The 15,171-nt window shown below is 43.7% G+C and carries 11 protein-coding genes; 3 read left to right on the top strand and 8 right to left on the bottom strand.

The window, feature by feature from the left end; genetic code table 11:
• Positions 1-361 precede the first annotated feature (361 nt).
• From QT974_RS17870 to QT974_RS17840, 7 genes are all read right to left on the bottom strand, one after another.
• Complete coding sequence (locus tag QT974_RS17870) at positions 362-3,370, bottom strand: hybrid sensor histidine kinase/response regulator (RefSeq protein WP_333469780.1); 3,009 nt, start codon at positions 3,368-3,370, stop codon at positions 362-364.
• A gap of 286 nt (positions 3,371-3,656) precedes the next feature.
• Complete coding sequence (locus tag QT974_RS17865) at positions 3,657-4,325, bottom strand: chemotaxis protein CheW (RefSeq protein ID WP_333469779.1); 669 nt, start codon at positions 4,323-4,325, stop codon at positions 3,657-3,659.
• Positions 4,326-4,469: 144 nt separating this feature from the next.
• Positions 4,470-6,062 (bottom strand): HAMP domain-containing methyl-accepting chemotaxis protein, encoded by a 1,593-nt coding sequence (locus QT974_RS17860; protein ID WP_333469778.1) that lies wholly within the window; start codon positions 6,060-6,062, stop codon positions 4,470-4,472.
• On the bottom strand, positions 6,055-7,689 hold the full coding sequence (locus tag QT974_RS17855; RefSeq protein WP_333469777.1) for a methyl-accepting chemotaxis protein: 1,635 nt from the start codon (positions 7,687-7,689) through the stop codon (positions 6,055-6,057). The genes QT974_RS17860 and QT974_RS17855 overlap by 8 nt, the downstream gene beginning before the upstream one ends.
• A 221-nt stretch (positions 7,690-7,910) precedes the next feature.
• Complete coding sequence (locus tag QT974_RS17850) at positions 7,911-9,665, bottom strand: methyl-accepting chemotaxis protein (protein ID WP_333469776.1); 1,755 nt, start codon at positions 9,663-9,665, stop codon at positions 7,911-7,913.
• Positions 9,666-9,694: 29 nt separating this feature from the next.
• Positions 9,695-11,023, bottom strand: a complete 1,329-nt coding sequence (locus QT974_RS17845; protein WP_333469775.1) for a CheR family methyltransferase — start codon at positions 11,021-11,023, stop codon at positions 9,695-9,697.
• A gap of 275 nt (positions 11,024-11,298) precedes the next feature.
• Positions 11,299-11,784: a chemotaxis protein CheW gene (locus QT974_RS17840; protein ID WP_333469774.1), complete on the bottom strand. Its 486-nt coding sequence runs from the start codon at positions 11,782-11,784 to the stop codon at positions 11,299-11,301.
• 144 nt (positions 11,785-11,928) lie between these two features.
• On the opposite strand from QT974_RS17840, the gene QT974_RS17835 reads away from it, so the two are divergent.
• Positions 11,929-12,273, top strand: coding sequence for a BON domain-containing protein (locus QT974_RS17835; protein WP_333469773.1), 345 nt, complete (start codon positions 11,929-11,931; stop codon positions 12,271-12,273).
• Between the two features lie 236 nt (positions 12,274-12,509).
• Positions 12,510-12,881: a DUF4278 domain-containing protein gene (locus tag QT974_RS17830; protein WP_333469772.1), complete on the top strand. Its 372-nt coding sequence runs from the start codon at positions 12,510-12,512 to the stop codon at positions 12,879-12,881.
• 104 nt (positions 12,882-12,985) lie between these two features.
• On the opposite strand, the gene QT974_RS17825 is transcribed toward QT974_RS17830, so the two are convergent.
• Complete coding sequence (locus QT974_RS17825; protein WP_333469771.1) at positions 12,986-13,249, bottom strand: hypothetical protein; 264 nt, start codon at positions 13,247-13,249, stop codon at positions 12,986-12,988.
• Positions 13,250-13,536: 287 nt separating this feature from the next.
• On the opposite strand from QT974_RS17825, the gene QT974_RS17820 reads away from it, so the two are divergent.
• A partial coding sequence (locus tag QT974_RS17820; RefSeq protein ID WP_333469770.1) for an NACHT domain-containing protein occupies positions 13,537-15,171 on the top strand: 1,635 nt, incomplete at its 3' end.

The following is a 15,171-nucleotide window of genomic DNA, read 5'->3' as shown; positions in this document are numbered from 1 at the left end:
GATAAACGCAGATAATTTTAGGGTGTTTTCCGATTTTTGCAATTCAAGTCTAATAGTCTGATTTTAATTTTTCCCGCTCCGGGTTGGGGCTTTCAACCAATTCTTTCTGGTAAAGTGCATCAGTAGATTTTAGATTTTAGATTTACTCTACAGATGAATCTGGAAGATTGAACTACGGTCTAAAATTTGGAGCGATCTACGACGATTGTACGTGACACGGTATCAGTTTTTTGGATACTCGGGCAGCAAACAGTTGCTTAAGTAGCGATCGCATTGCACGCACTGACGCACCCTATTACTATTTTATACCACATTTGGTGGAATTTTTTTTGAATATAAAAATCTTACCCATAGTTTTTTTTCAAGCCTCACCGATTAAATCAACCACAGCATTTAACAGCGTATCGTCGTGAAAACTGCTTTTAGTTAAATAATAATCCGCTCCCACCTCCAAGCCTCTAATTCTATCTTCCTCGCGGTCTTTGTAAGAAACAATAATTACCGGAATCGACTTTAAACCCGAATGATTTTTAATTTGACTGACCAGCTCAATACCAGTCATGCGCGGCATATCAACATCGCTGATTACCAAATCAAAATGCCCGGTTCGCAGAGCATTCCAACCGTCCATCCCATTAACAGCTATTTCAACTTCATATCCTTGATTTTCTAACAATTTTCGCTCTACTTCTCTAACAGTAATCGAATCATCTACGACCAAAACGCGCTTGCGAGTTTTTGATTCAGCAGTTTGTGCAGTTTGACTAACTTTCTGCAACCGACTTTCAGTCAGCAGCTTATCAGTCGATCGCACCAAATCTTCAACATCGATAATCAGCACCGGCGCACCGTCTTCCATAAAAGCAGCAGCGCTGATATCCGCTACCTTACCCAAACGCGGATCTAAAGGCCTGACAACTAAATCGCGCTCGCCTAGAAACTTGTCTACAGCTAAACCATAACTGCTAGATCGATCGCTGATCACGATCACCGGCAACAAATCCAACTTCTCGGCCGGTGGCGGTAACTCCAACACTTGATAACCAGTTACCAAACCAATGTTTTGGTTGTCCAGACTAAAATACTGTCGGTTTTCGGCGATCGCAATCTCAGCAGTCTCAACCATCACAATGCGATCGATCCGAGTCAGCGGAAAAGCATAAGGTTCCCCCGAAATTTCCACCAACAGCGTCCGAATTACCGACAAAGTTAGCGGCAACTGCAAATGAAAACTCATACCTTTTCCCGGCACAGAAGTCGCCCGCAGAATGCCGCCAACCTCCTGCACCATACTTTGCACAATATCCAAACCCACACCGCGGCCCGAAATTTCCGTCACTTGACTAGCAGTAGAAAAACCTGGCAAAAATAGAAAATCCATCAATTCCGGTTCAGTCAATTTCGCCGCCATTTCCGCGCTTACCATACCTTTAGTCACAATTTTTTGGCGCAGTTTTTCCGGTTCTATTCCCTTACCGTCATCCGAGACAGTAATTGACAGCATTCCGCCCCGGTGTGCAGCTTCCAGCCGGATCGTACCTTCGGCAGATTTCCCCGCAGCTAAACGCGCCTCCGGCATTTCAACCCCGTGATCGATAGCGTTGCGCAAAATATGCGTTAGCGGTGCTTCTAACTTTTCTAAAATATCTCGATCGACCTGAGTAGATTTGCCAAGCACTTCAAATTTTACTTGCTTACCCAACTGTCTCGCCAAATCTCTCAGCATTCGCCCAAAAGCTGAAACGCCATCAGCAAAAGGTCGCATATTGCTCGCAATCACTTCTCGGTACAAGCGATCGGACAAATTAGCAGAACGGCGCGCAAACAGTTCTAGTTCGTTTAGGCGATCGGACAAGATATGGCGGCAATCGTTAGCTTTTTTACGAGCACTCCCCAGATAATCTTCCGAGCGCTGATCCACAACTGAATCACTTAAAGATTCCTGCAATTTCTCCAACAAATTATACAGTTGTCCTTGGTGCGCTCTCAGTTTTAATAATGAATCAGCAAACGGTTGCAGCCATTTTGCTTCTACTAAAGATTCGCCCGCCAAACCCATAATCCGGTTTAAGTTTTCCGCATTGACTCGCACTACGCGGTCTGCCATTTTCGCCTTTTGAACATTTTCTCTGAGATTTGAACTTGAAGGTTGTCCGCTCGCAATTTCATTCGGGCGTTGCTCTACATTTAGTGCTGGTACATCGCCATCTGGTGAATTTTTAACGCTATTTATCGTAGGTGCAGCAGGATGATTTTTAGATCGCGGTGGCGGCAGTACGGGCATTGTTGGAGAAGTCGTTACCTGGGCAGATTTTTGTGAGGAAACTGCCGAGGTCATTGGTGGCTGCTGAGTTTTAGCTGCTTCAGCAATCAGATCGATCGCGCCCACAATCCGATCTATTTCTCCCTCTCGTTCGGTCAGCCAATTTTCGATATCCAGTACAGGAATCTCGTGCATATTTACTAGGAGATTTACTCCGACCAGCAGGCTGTCAATTTGATTTTCATTCAAGCTATATCTGTACTTCTGAAGCTCCACAAATGTATTTTCTATCGCCCTAGCAAGCTTGACAATCTCAGCAAAATGAACAATTCTACCAGCACCCTTAATTAAATGAGCGGATTTGACGAGGGAGTCCAAGTCTAAGTATTCATTCGGGTTATTTTTGAGCGACAGTAAAGTTTGCTTTAACAAAATTGATTGGACTTCTACTTCTCCTGAAAATAAAGCTAACATCGACAAATCTGTTTTTAGCATCCGAGTTTCGGGAGTTTCGACAGGCGCCAACTCTGGCAATATTTGTTGAGAAATATCTGAATTTAATTGTGCGCTATCTGTTATTTCTGCGGGAAAAGCCAGATAACTTGGCGCTGCTGGTTCTAGCGGAGTTTCGAGTTCAAAAATCGCCTCGGGTTCTATTGATTCTGCTTGATACGGGCTACCAAAATCTAATTGTTCGTTGTTGATAATTGCTGAAATGGCAGTTTCTAAGGCTTCAACTTGCGATCGATTAACTGGAAGCCAATTTTCGATCTCAGTTTCCGGAATCTGGCTGATTTGCGCCAAAAGGTCGATCGCCCGCAGCATCACATCAATCTTATCTGGTGAGTCTAGGGCGATCGACCCAGCCTGCGCCGCCACAAAGCAATCCTCCATCACATGAGCTACTCGCACAGCAGCATCCAGTCCCACAATCCGCGCCGCGCCCTTAAGAGAATGAGCCGCCCGCATCAAAGATTCCAATTGGGTAGGAGAATTTGGGTTATTTTCTAATAACAGAATGTTCTCATTTAATATTGCTACTTGTGTGTCCGCCTCCATGCGAAATAAATCCATCATGGAGAAATTGCTCATATCTTGATTGCTCATTTTTATTAGTCCTAAATAAGTGATGTGAATTCCGGTTCCACAGTCAGGTAATTATTAACTGTTGACTGTTGACTGGGAGATGAAGTGCGAATTTGATCTGATTTAACTTATATACGTAAGGTGCGCAGTGCGCACCCTACGTATATAAGTTACGCCTAAGTCATGTAAACGATAAATTATATTTTTTATACTACAATTAATCATTCTCTTTACCAATTTTCACCCCCCATGCCCCATGACCTGTTTGCACCATGACCTGTTTGGCCTATGCCCTAGGCCCAATTTATCAGATAATCTTCTTATTCAACGTATAAAACAGCAAATCATCATCCAGATAACAAACACTTTGCCCCTGCCAACTTATAATCCCTTTAGTATAAGTTTCTGGGACTTTAGAAATAGTAGCCGGGACATTTCTAATTTGCTCCGGCAGAATGCGGTGAATGCCATAAATTTCATCTACCTCAAACACCCAGCGGCTGCCTTCTCTCTCAACAACTACCATCCTCTGGTAAACAACAGGACTAATATTTTGTCGGCTGGTATCTGCTGCTTCCAATCCCAAAAGTGCTTTTAGCGAAATGCACAACTGGATTTCGCCGCGAATGTTCACCAAACCGATAAGTATATGATTGCTGCGGTGCGGCAAAGTGTGGATAAAAGATATCTGCGTCACTTCTTTAAAAAGTGCCGCCGGTAAAGCCAACCATTCCCCGCTCAGCCTAAAAATACCTACAGATATAGTCCCCGCAGCCGTGACAGCGTTAGTTACTCCTTGACTCGATCGCAATAAACTCGTCCACTCTTCCAGATATCCCGGCGGCAACTCCTGTTCCAGCAAACTCCTGCCCGCGTCAGAATACACAGGACAGTTGCGACAGTGAATAAATGTTTTTAATTGGGGACAAGTGCGAGATCCCCCAACTCCGATCCGATTCCAGCAATCATCAGCCATTTGATTTTAGATTTTAGATTTTAGATTTTAGAGGCTAGATTTTATTGATATTCGCTCCTATTTTACAAAAAAATCGATTTAATATTTATCCTCCCCAAACCTGTGATTTTTCTCGGAAACTGAGTTAGTGAGCATCAGCCTTATTTACTTTAAAAACGCTAGCATTTCGTGACGCAAACCGAGTGTAGCATCATTAACTTGCCCGATCGCGCCGTTGATATCCCGCAGCGCCGACGCAGTTTGCGAAGAAGCCTCGCTCAACTGCACCATAGCCTCACTAATTTGCTGAGCACCCTGAGACTGCGCATCCATCCCCTCATTCACCTCCTCAAAACGCGGAGTTAAAGCCTCCACCCGCTGGATGATCGACTCCAACTGCAAACTAATAGTTTGCACATCTTCCACCCCCCGGCGCACCTCATTAGTAAACTTATCCATTTCCATCACACCAACTCCCACAGCAGACTGCATTTCTTTAACCATATTTTCAATATCCAAAGTAGCCACCGCAGTTTGATCCGCCAATCTGCGAATTTCCCTAGCAACCACCGCAAAACCCAACCCATATTCTCCCGCTTTCTCCGCCTCAATAGCCGCATTCAGCGAAAGCAAATTAGTTTGATCTGCCACCTTCGTAATCGTCGTGATAATACTGTTAATATTATTAGCCTTTTCGCTAATAACTCCCAACTTACCAGAGATAGCACTCGTAGAATCAGCTAATTTATTCATCGTTGATTCCATGCGACCAATTTCTTGTTTCCCGCCGCCAGCCGATTGACCAGCTTGTTGAGACATCTGGGAAACTTCATCCATTGTCTTCGCCAGTTGCATAGCAGTAGCAGCAATTTCTCTAGCCGTAGCTACCACTTGATTGGTCGAGGCGACTTGTTCGTTCATTGTCGCTTCTAATTCCTTGCCAGAAGCAGCAATTTGGTTAGTAGAACCGCTAATTCTGATCCCGGACATATCTATTTGATTTTCCAGAGTTTGGGAAACCGCGCCCGTGAGGAACAGTCCAAACAGTCCTGCCGTTAGCGGCCCGAGAATCATCCCCAAAATTACCCAGAAGGTAGTTTGAGTAACATCGTTTTTTGACTGCTGTTTAGCTAGTTGTGCGGTAGTTTCATTAATTTTTAGATCCTCCAAGATTAAGTTAGTAGCTGCTTGAAACGACGCGCGGTTCGCTTTTGCCCGATCGCTCAATTGATTGTAAAATGCGCCCGCCCTTCTGGCCACCTCAAGATCCGGCGACTTGGTGTTGCCTTGATTTGTCAGTTCGATCTGCCTTTTAAACGGGTTGAGAATTCCCAAACTCTCAAATTTTTTATTTAAATCCAAAAAGATTTCGTGATTCTTCTTCCAAATATCCCATTTTGTCTGCAATTCTTTATACACCTTATCTTCCTCCGCACTCCGGGGAGTAGATTCGTATTCTTTAAAGCCCTCATTAATCTGCTCCCAAGCTTTCTGAATTCTCGTCAATTCAACTTTTCTTTCATCGGCGCTGAGATCCAGAGCCAGCAAAGCCCGTTCCGACGACTCAATTTGCGTTTGCCCTTCATTAACTTTCCACAATCCGCTAATGCTCGGCAGGGAATTATTAGCTAGCGTATCAATATGTCCGCCGAGCCGAGAATTGCCGCTCCAACCGATCAAAGCCACAGCTAAAACAATCACCGCTAGAAATATAAATGCTGCATTCAGCCGCTGTTTGAAACTGATATTTTTAAACATTTTTTGATTCCTTACTGGTTACCTTAAACCGAGAAATTTCTTGACGCAAATCTTGGGATGCCTCATTTAATTGAGAGATAGCACCGTTAATTTCGCGCAATGCGCCGGCCGTTCGATCCGCCGATTGACTCAGATCGACCATCACCTCGCTAATTTGCTGAGCGCCTTCAGATTGAGCCTCCATACCCTGATTTACCACTGAAAAACGCGGAGTGATAGCTTGCACCTGCTCGATAATTTCAGTTAGTTGCCAGCTCACACTTTCCATATCCTCAACGCTATCATTTACTTCTTCAGTAAACTTATTCATTTCCGTCACCCCAGTCGAAACTGCTGCCTGCATTTCTTTGACCATTTTTTCAATATCCAAAGTAGCAACAGCAGTTTGCTCGGCGAGGCGCCGAATTTCTCGGGCAACTACAGCAAAACCCATACCATATTTTCCCGCTTTTTCCGCTTCTATCGCAGCATTCAAAGACAGTAAATTAGTTTGATCTGCAACTTTAGTTATCGTAATAATAATTTGGTTAATATTGTTGGCTTTATCACTAATATTAGTTAGTTGGCTAGAAATAGAAATCGTAGCAGTTGCTAAATCCCGCATAGTATTTTCCATCTGGCTCAAATTCCGCCGCCCGCCCTCTGCCGCGATGGTTGTAGTTTGGAATGTAGAAGTAATTCCCTCCATTGCTTGCTTTAATTGCCGAGAAGTAGCAGCAATTTTTTTTGTAGTAGCTTTCACCTCTATAATCGAAGCTAATTGTTCGGTGACATTCGCTTCTAATTCTTTGCCAGAGCCGGCGATTTCATGAGAAGAATTTGTGACTTGAATTCCGGAATTCTGCACTTGCCACAGCAATGAATTTAGACTTTGAGTCATGCTTTTAAATCCGGCGAGCAATTTACCAATTTCTCCCTGATAACTTGCTGAAATATTAGCCGTTAAATTTCCAGCAGATACCTCTTCTGCGACTTTTACTGCTATTCCCAAAGATTGGGAAATGTTCCGAATAATCATCCAATAAATTAGTCCACTAACTCCCACAATAATCAAAGTGCTGCTTGCTGCAAAATAATTTGAAAATATCTCAGCTTCCCGGGCTAATTTTTTCCTATCATCCAATAATTCATTTTCGGTTTCCTTAATTTCTGTAATTTTTCCCCTCAGCTTTGCCATAATTTTTAGTCCCGTCCCAGCGCTTACTATGGTTTTTACCTCCTGTTCTCGACCAGATTTCCGCCTTTGAATAGTTGTTTCTAAATAATCTATTCTTTCTTTAATCAGCGTTTGCAGTTCGCCGAATTTTTCTTGTTGTTTTGGGTTTCTAATTTTATCTCTCAACTCTGCTAGTTGCACGTTAATGCTGGCATTTGCTTCATTATATGGGTCTAAAAAATTCTCTTTTCCCGTGTACAGATAACCGCGCTGACCACTCTCAGCTTCTAGCAACAGCATATCCAACTGTGCCAATTCTTGCAACAGTTTATAGCTTAAAGTAACGTTATCTAAAGACTTAACTAAAGTAGCTTTTGTATGCTGTGCTACCAGATTAGCTACAATTATTAACATAATAATTGTGCTAAATCCCAGCCACAAAATTTGTTTAATAGTTAATTTTTTAGGCACTTAATTTACATCTCCTTGGCTAGCAATAACTTATATCATGTCTGTCAAATGACACATATAAAATTGGTTGGCAATCAGGAATACAAGTTTTATTCAAAATATGAGAACTGAAGTCCTTACTATAAAAATTTTTTCTGACGGGTAATTGACCAGACATGATATGATACCATTTGAGATTTGACATTGTTCGATACTGACGAATGTTGGGGTAGGAGTAACTATCAACTGACTTTGAATCGCGAAATTTCGTGCCGCATTCCCTGGGCTGATTCGTTTAACTGCGCTATTGAACTATTAATTTCGCGCAAAGCATCGGCAGTTTGTAGGGAAGTTTCGGCCAACTGCGCCATCGTTTCACTAATTTGTTGAGCTCCTTCAGATTGAGCTTCCATGCCTCGATTTACCGAATCAAAGCGGGGAGTGAGAGATTGTACCTGCTCAATAATCTGGGCTAATTGCACGCCGATGTTGTGAATATCTTCCATCCCGCGGCTTACTGCATGGGAGAATTTATCCATTTCCATCACACCAGTAGAAACGGCTGACTGCATCTCTTTTACCATGCTTTCAATATCTAAAGTTGCAACGGCTGTTTGGTCAGCGAGGCGGCGAATTTCTCTGGCGACGACGGCAAAACCCATGCCGTATTCTCCAGCTTTTTCGGCTTCAATCGCTGCATTTAAGGAAAGTAAATTAGTTTGGTCTGCTACTTTGGTGATTGTAGTAACTATGCTGTTGATATTGTTAGCTTTTTCGCTAATAATTCCAAGTTTGCTAGAGATAGAGTTGGTAGCATTTCCCAACAGTTTCATGGTTGTTTCCATGCGAACTAACTCTTTTTGTCCGCTACCAGCTTCGCGGGCAGTTGACTCTGCCATATGGGAAACTTCATCCATGGTTTTTACGAGTTTACCGCTGGTGGCTGCAATTTCTTTGGCAGTAGCTACAACTTCGTTTGTGGATGCTGCTTGTTCGTTGACTGTGGCTTCTAATTGTCTGCCAGAAGCGGCTATTTGGGTGGCTGAGGATGTGATTTGAATTACAGATGTTTGCACTTGCTTGATTAATGTCGCCAAACCCAGATTCATGCTGCGGAAGGAGTTCTGCAATTTGCTGATTTCGTCTTTGGTTTCGCTGACATGAACTTCTGAAGTCAAATCGCCGATCGACATTTTCTCTGCTACATCCACAACTCCGGCAATTTTAGCTCCTAACGGTTTGGCGATCGTATTGCTAAAGTAGAGTCCAAACAGTACAGCAGTTAAAGGGCCCAGCAGCGTGCCTAAAAGCACCCAGAACCGAGTTTGAGTGATATCCTCTGCGGCTGATTTTGCCGAATCTGCTGCTAATTGGCGATTGTAGTTGAGGAGTTCCAGCATTCCCTCAGTCGCAGCTTGAAATGTAGTTACTTTCACATTCAAAGCTTGTTCGTTCATTTTGTTAAGCACCTCAACTGCTGCTCTAGCAGTTGCTAGTTCAGGTGATTTAGTTTTGCCATTCTGTAGCAAATTAATTTGGATTTGTCTGGGGTTAATAATCCCCACTTTTTCATATTCTGTATTTAGTTGTTGAAATTGTTTGTGAGCATCTGTCCACCTTTGCCACAGCGGTTTAAATTCTTGATACAATTTATCTTCTTTGTCGTCGCGCGGAATTTTTTCATAATCTTTAAAACCTTGATTTATTTGATTCCAAGCTTTATTTATTCTGGCAATTTCTCGGCGTCTTTGGTCAACATTTATTGCTTCGTTGAGTAGCATTCGATCGGAAGACTGCACCTGTGTTTGTGCTTCGTTGATTTTCCACAAAGCCACGGTACTCGGATAAGCATTGTTAGCGAGGGACTCCAGGTGTGCCGATAGCCTAAAATTACCGCTGGCGCCGACTAAAGCGATAACAAGCACGATCGCCCCCATGAACACAAACGCAGCCATCATGCGTCTTTGCAAAGTCATATGCTTAAAAATGTTGTTCATGCTTAGGTTCTCAGTTATTACTTCTCAGGCTATTTTTCCATTCGCTGAATGCGCTGGCGGACGATCGCAGCACCGACACGATCTCCTCGCTCTTCTTTGAGCAAAGCTAAATGAATTAGTCCTTCATAGTGATCCGGCTTCAGGTAAGTTGCTTTTTGGAAAGATTGCTCGGCTTGTTGGCGATCGCCCGTTGCTTGGTAAATTTGCCCCAATAAAACGTAAGCGTCAGCATTCGTGCGATTTTGACTGAGGTAAGTTTCGCACAGTTTGGCCGCTTCCTGCAATTGTCCGCGATCTGCCAAATGGCGCGCTGCGTCTAAATCAGGACTGGTAGATTTACCTGAGTCTGCTTTTGGGGCGATCGCCCGAACTGGCAAAATCCCCGAATTCTTACCCTCTATCGGATATTTTCGATCGGAAGTAGAGGATTTACTGTGAATACTTGGTAACTTATCGCTGCGAATATTTTGCGTATTTTCCACGTGTTTAAACTCCCGAACCATCCGCGAATAACTGATATTAGTCTGTTCTTTTTTGACCTGAACTTGCGGGCTGTCTGGAATATCTGTTTTGCGGTAAGCAAAGGCTAGGGAATGACGCACTGAGACAAATTTAGGAGGCAGTTTTTGCCCGCTTTCTGAGTGACCTAAAAACAATATTCCTGCTGGTTTTAACAATCGATTTAAAAGTTCCACAGTCTGAGTTCGGCCTGGTTGATCGAAGTAAATTAACACATTGCGGCAAAAAATTGCATCGTAAGGAAGTTGACCAAACAAAAAATAGCTGTCTAGAATGTTCCCGTGAATAAAATTAACTTTTCTTCTCACCGACTCGTTCAACTGATAGAGGTCTCCCGCCAGCCCAGTAAAATAGCGATCGCGAAAATCCAAGTTTTTGGATCGGAAAGAGTTTTTGCCGTAAACTCCGCGAGCCGCTTTTTTGAGAGCAACTTTGCTGATATCTGCCGCATCAATGCTGAAGTTGATCGGGTTTAAACCAGCTTCGAGTAGGGCGATCGCGATCGAGTAAGGTTCCTCCCCCGTCGAACAAGGAAGGCTCAACACGCGCAAGGCTCGGCCGGCATTTTGCGGCAACCATTCCGAAATCGCGTACCGGCTCAAAAAAACAAAAGGTTCGCGATCGCGAAAAAACCAAGTTTCCGGTATCACGACAGTTTCGATTAATTCTTCCAATTCAGGAGGAGATGTTTGCAATTTTGTCAAGTAAATATTTAGATCCGTCAAACCGCAATCTGCCATCCGACGGTTGACTGCTCTAGTAATTGTATTAGAACCAACAGTCATGGCATCTAAACCAATTTTTTGTCTGAGTAGAGCTTCAATTGCTGCTTGTGTCATTGATTTTAGCTCGTAGATTTGCGTTCATTTAGTTGACAGTTGACCTGTGACAGTTGACTACGAAAGCAGTTGACAGTTGACAGTTGACAGTTGACAGTTGACAGTTGACAGTTACCTTTCCCTAATGCGTTAATATCGTAGTTATCAACTTTCCGACTTACTCACCATTACCAATTACCAATTACCAATTACCAATTACCAATTACCAATAACTAATAACCAATAACCAATAACCAATAACCAATGACCAATGACCAATGACCAATGACTATATCTCAGCCTTCCTGTTGGGGAAGCAAATAAGTTTTTTGGGATTCCGGCAGCAGATGTTCTACCCTGACAAATTGAATCATACCGCGATCGTCTGCAATCATTTCTCCTAAATAAGGAGTGTTGTCAATCTTAATCCCGGGACTAACGAATTCAGTTTCCGGTTTGTCCAGAGTTTCTGTCACCCTTTCGGCCATCAGTCCTAAAATTACCGGGCCTGGCAAACTGCCGCCGTTCCCGTCAGAAGTATCGGGAAACTGGCAATTCACTAAGACAATGCGGGTACTCAAGTAAGGGCGGGCCGCCGTCCCCTGTAGCATTTGGCATAAATCGATGACTGGGACGAGATGTCCCCGGTAGTTAAACAAACCGGAAATGTATTCCGGCGCGCTGTGAAGTTTTTTCAAGGTGACAGTCGGAACTACTTCGACTACGCGCCTGCTATCTAAGGCGTAGCGATCGTCCCCTACATAAAAGAGCAACATCAACATCGGGATACCTGTAGAGATTTCAGATTTTACAAGTCTTGCGTAACAACATTTTGAGAACTTTCGCTGAGTTTTGCAACAATTACGAGTCTTTGGGAATTCTAGAGCTATCTTGGAAAAAGTGTATTTTCTGGAGACTAAACTACTATGGGTTGGTTTAAAAGACTGTTTGGACTCGAAAAGCCTGAAGAGCAGGCTCAACCGATGGCAGAAGTAGTACAGCAAGCAGCCGAAACACAATCTATAGCTCCTGCTAAAGTCGGCCCAGACGGAAATTTTGACGAAAGTGGCCTGGCGAAGCGGGTGGCTTTGGCTTTTGACGGCGATTCAGAGGTTGCTGATATTGAGACTGTTTGGGTTGCTCAACTCAGCGGCACGGTTGTTCTCAAAGGTCAAGTTCCCAGTCAGGAAGTTCTCGACAAGTTGGTGGCGATCGCCTCTGCTGAAGAGGGCGCTACAGGTGTCCAAACCGATGAAGTGACAGTCGGGTAATTCCTCGGATCTCGATCGGTTGCGATCGGAGTACGATCGAATTAGTCAAAGCTCGATTAAACCCGCTGCGGCGGGTTTTTTCCTGCCTTCTCACCCTCAAAATATTAATTTTTGTAAATAGTAGCTCATTTGTTTGATAAATAGTATAATTGAATACAGAAACTTAAAAAGTTTTAGCGAACAAAAGTACATCAGACCAAATTTCCCTTTTTATATCTGTATAAGGATTGAAAAATATGCAACTGACTTATCGCGGTGCAAACTACGAGTACGACATTCCGACAGTCGAGATGATCGAAGGCGAAGTGGCGGGCAAATATAGGGGTCAAAACTGGAGCTATCGGTATCCGAGACACATTCCCGTCCCCAAAAAATATGGGGGCGTAAACTCTACGACAAAGCGAGATTTTCAAGCCCAGCAGGATGTCGCAGCAGCTAGCGCACCTGACTCGGCGGTGGAAACTTCCCCAACTGCTGCGGATGTGGCGCAAGTTCACCGGGCGCATATTTGCAATATTCTCGATCGACGGAAACAAGTAGCCGCAGCCAATGGCGATCGAAGATTGCTGCGCTTGCTAGAAATTGAGTGGCAGCAAATGGCCTGTTAGGAAATAGATTCAGAAAACAAAGCGTTTGTTAAGAAGGGGAAGTTGAATTAAGCTCAATTTCCCCTTTTTGATGTTGGTTGGGCGATGATTTTGCACCAGCGAGATCAATCGTCGGAATTTGGGGTGATGTGAGGTTGAGCAGGGCGATCGATCTTATCAACACTCTTTCGGCTGCGATTAGCTTTGACGATTAACTCAATCCCCTGAAATATCATTCCCTGAATCACATCCAGGGCGGGTTTTCCAGATACTACATCGAGATTGCCCTTCACACCAATGATGACTGCTTGCAGGATAAATGCACTTGCGATGACTCGCCCCACAAACTTTTGAGTAGCTGTTTGTGGTTGATTCTTCTGGATAGACATTGAACTCACCTTGTTTTTGGTTTACAAGGTCAATTGTTTTTTTGGGTTTTTCCCCAAACAACTTCCCCACGCAAACCTCAGAATGCTTGTAGAATGAGGATTAGCAGCTTGGGGGTGCAAGCTGGTTTGGGCAACTCAAAAATTTTTTAGTACGACTTACGCACGGGTGGCCAGAAACCGGGTTTTTTTACGAAAACCCTCTGCTGTAGTCCGCAGATTAGGTAAAAAACCCGGTTTCTTTGGTCTTAGTGGGTAAGTCCTGTTTAGGTTTTCTTTATCGTTGCAGTATGCCAAGAAATAGTGGTTGGGGAGAAACAGAGCAGAAAAATAGCTTAAACTTAGTAGAAGCTTTACTCTCTCATGCAGATGAATCACTGGAGTTAGACGACGCACTCAAAACCGCTGTTCAGGTTGAGTGGGTTTCTGCTAACCAGTTGCGCGTGACAGGAAAAGAAAGGCAGAAAACAGGGAATCGAATTGTTGATGTTGGCACGCGGAAGGAACATTTAGTTGCACTGATCGAGAAAACTGGCAAACGCTTAGAACTTAGCAAGGGGCAAGGAAGCCAGCAAGACAAGGAATTGAATGCAATTCAAACAGTCATTGACCGCTTGAGAGATTTGGAAGTGTTGAAGGAAGATCCCAACAATAAAAAAACTCAAGGCTATTGGAAATTCACGCTGACGCTGCAACACCAAACGGCATCAAGGGATCGGAATCTGGCTGTAGTTAAGCAGAAATGGCAGGAAAAAACAGCTTCAAATGTACCCGAATCATCACCGATACCCGATAAAAATATTGACTGGCATGATATCTGCGGCAAAGTTTTAGAAACTCAACAACTCCGCCGCCAAGCAACAACACAACAATATGAATTAAATATTTACGTTCCCTTGGGATTAATGGAACGTCCCAAAACACCAAACCCCAGACCAAACCCCACAGGAGAAGAGTCACAACCGCAGAAAGAACCAGAACTGCAAATCGTCCAAACTTATAAAGATGATGCTTTTTTCCTGAAAGTTATTGCCGAAAATCGCACCGAAAAACGCAAGCAGATCGCGATTATTGGCGAACCGGGTGCGGGGAAAACCACGCTGTTAGGAAAACTGGCGGAACATTTGCCGAAAAATTCCCCAGATTTTCCGATTTGTATTCGACTGGCAGATTTACAGGGAAGCACAATAAAAGATTATTTAGTCAATAATTGGCTGGAAAAAGCGGTGGAACATATAAATCCTGTTCCCAAAAGTGTTACTCCAGAAATTATAGAAGCTTTCAAACAACTGTTCCGTCAAGGTAAGGTGTGGTTGCTGTTGGATGGGGTGGATGAAATGGCGGCGGAATCCCCCGTGCAGGCGTTGGCGAAAATTCGGGAACAACTGACAGACTGGGTGGGTAAAGCGCGAGTGGTGCTATCTTGCCGTTTGAATGTTTGGGATGCGGCGATTAGCAATACCCTGACGGATTTTGATACTTATAAAACTTTGGAATTTGAAGCCAATGATGTCGATGAGTTTATTCGCCAGTGGTTTGAGCAAGCGAGTCAGGATGAGAAACGGCGCAATTCTGGCAAGGAAAGTTTTTGGCATTCCCAGGGAAAACGCTTACAGCAACAGTTAAAAGAACCGGGGAAAGATAACATTAGGAGAATGGTACGCAATCCCCTGCGTTTGTCGATGTTGTGTCAGTCTTGGTGCGTACCCGAACCGTATTTTCCGGAAACCAAGGCGGCACTTTACAAGCAGTTTACTACTTATTTTTTTGAGTGGAAACAAGAGGAATTCCAGAAGAAGCATCAGCAAGTATTAAAAGAGACGGAAAAAAAACAGATTAAACAAGCTTTGGGAAAGTTGGCTTTAACGGCAATGGAAAGCGTTAATCGGTTTCGGATTGAGCAAGAATTTGCGATCGGGCAGATG

It is taken from the genome of Microcoleus sp. BM001215392 (assembly GCF_036700185.1).
In the GTDB taxonomy this organism is placed as follows: Bacteria; Cyanobacteriota; Cyanobacteriia; order Cyanobacteriales; family Microcoleaceae; genus Microcoleus.
This window is presented reverse-complemented; position numbering and strand designations above follow the sequence as displayed.

Bases quoted from the DNA above. Each gene is read 5' to 3' on its own strand.
- QT974_RS17870 (WP_333469780.1), bottom strand. From the start codon at position 3,370: ATGAGCAATCAAGATATGAGCAATTTCTCCATGATGGATTTATTTCGC.
- QT974_RS17865 (WP_333469779.1), bottom strand. From the start codon at position 4,325: ATGGCTGATGATTGCTGGAATCGGATCGGAGTTGGGGGATCTCGCACT.
- QT974_RS17860 (WP_333469778.1), bottom strand. From the start codon at position 6,062: ATGTTTAAAAATATCAGTTTCAAACAGCGGCTGAATGCAGCATTTATA.
- QT974_RS17850 (WP_333469776.1), bottom strand. From the start codon at position 9,665: ATGAACAACATTTTTAAGCATATGACTTTGCAAAGACGCATGATGGCT.
- QT974_RS17845 (WP_333469775.1), bottom strand. From the start codon at position 11,023: ATGACACAAGCAGCAATTGAAGCTCTACTCAGACAAAAAATTGGTTTA.
- QT974_RS17840 (WP_333469774.1), bottom strand. From the start codon at position 11,784: ATGTTGATGTTGCTCTTTTATGTAGGGGACGATCGCTACGCCTTAGAT.
- QT974_RS17835 (WP_333469773.1), top strand. From the start codon at position 11,929: ATGGGTTGGTTTAAAAGACTGTTTGGACTCGAAAAGCCTGAAGAGCAG.
- QT974_RS17830 (WP_333469772.1), top strand. From the start codon at position 12,510: ATGCAACTGACTTATCGCGGTGCAAACTACGAGTACGACATTCCGACA.
- QT974_RS17825 (WP_333469771.1), bottom strand. From the start codon at position 13,249: ATGTCTATCCAGAAGAATCAACCACAAACAGCTACTCAAAAGTTTGTG.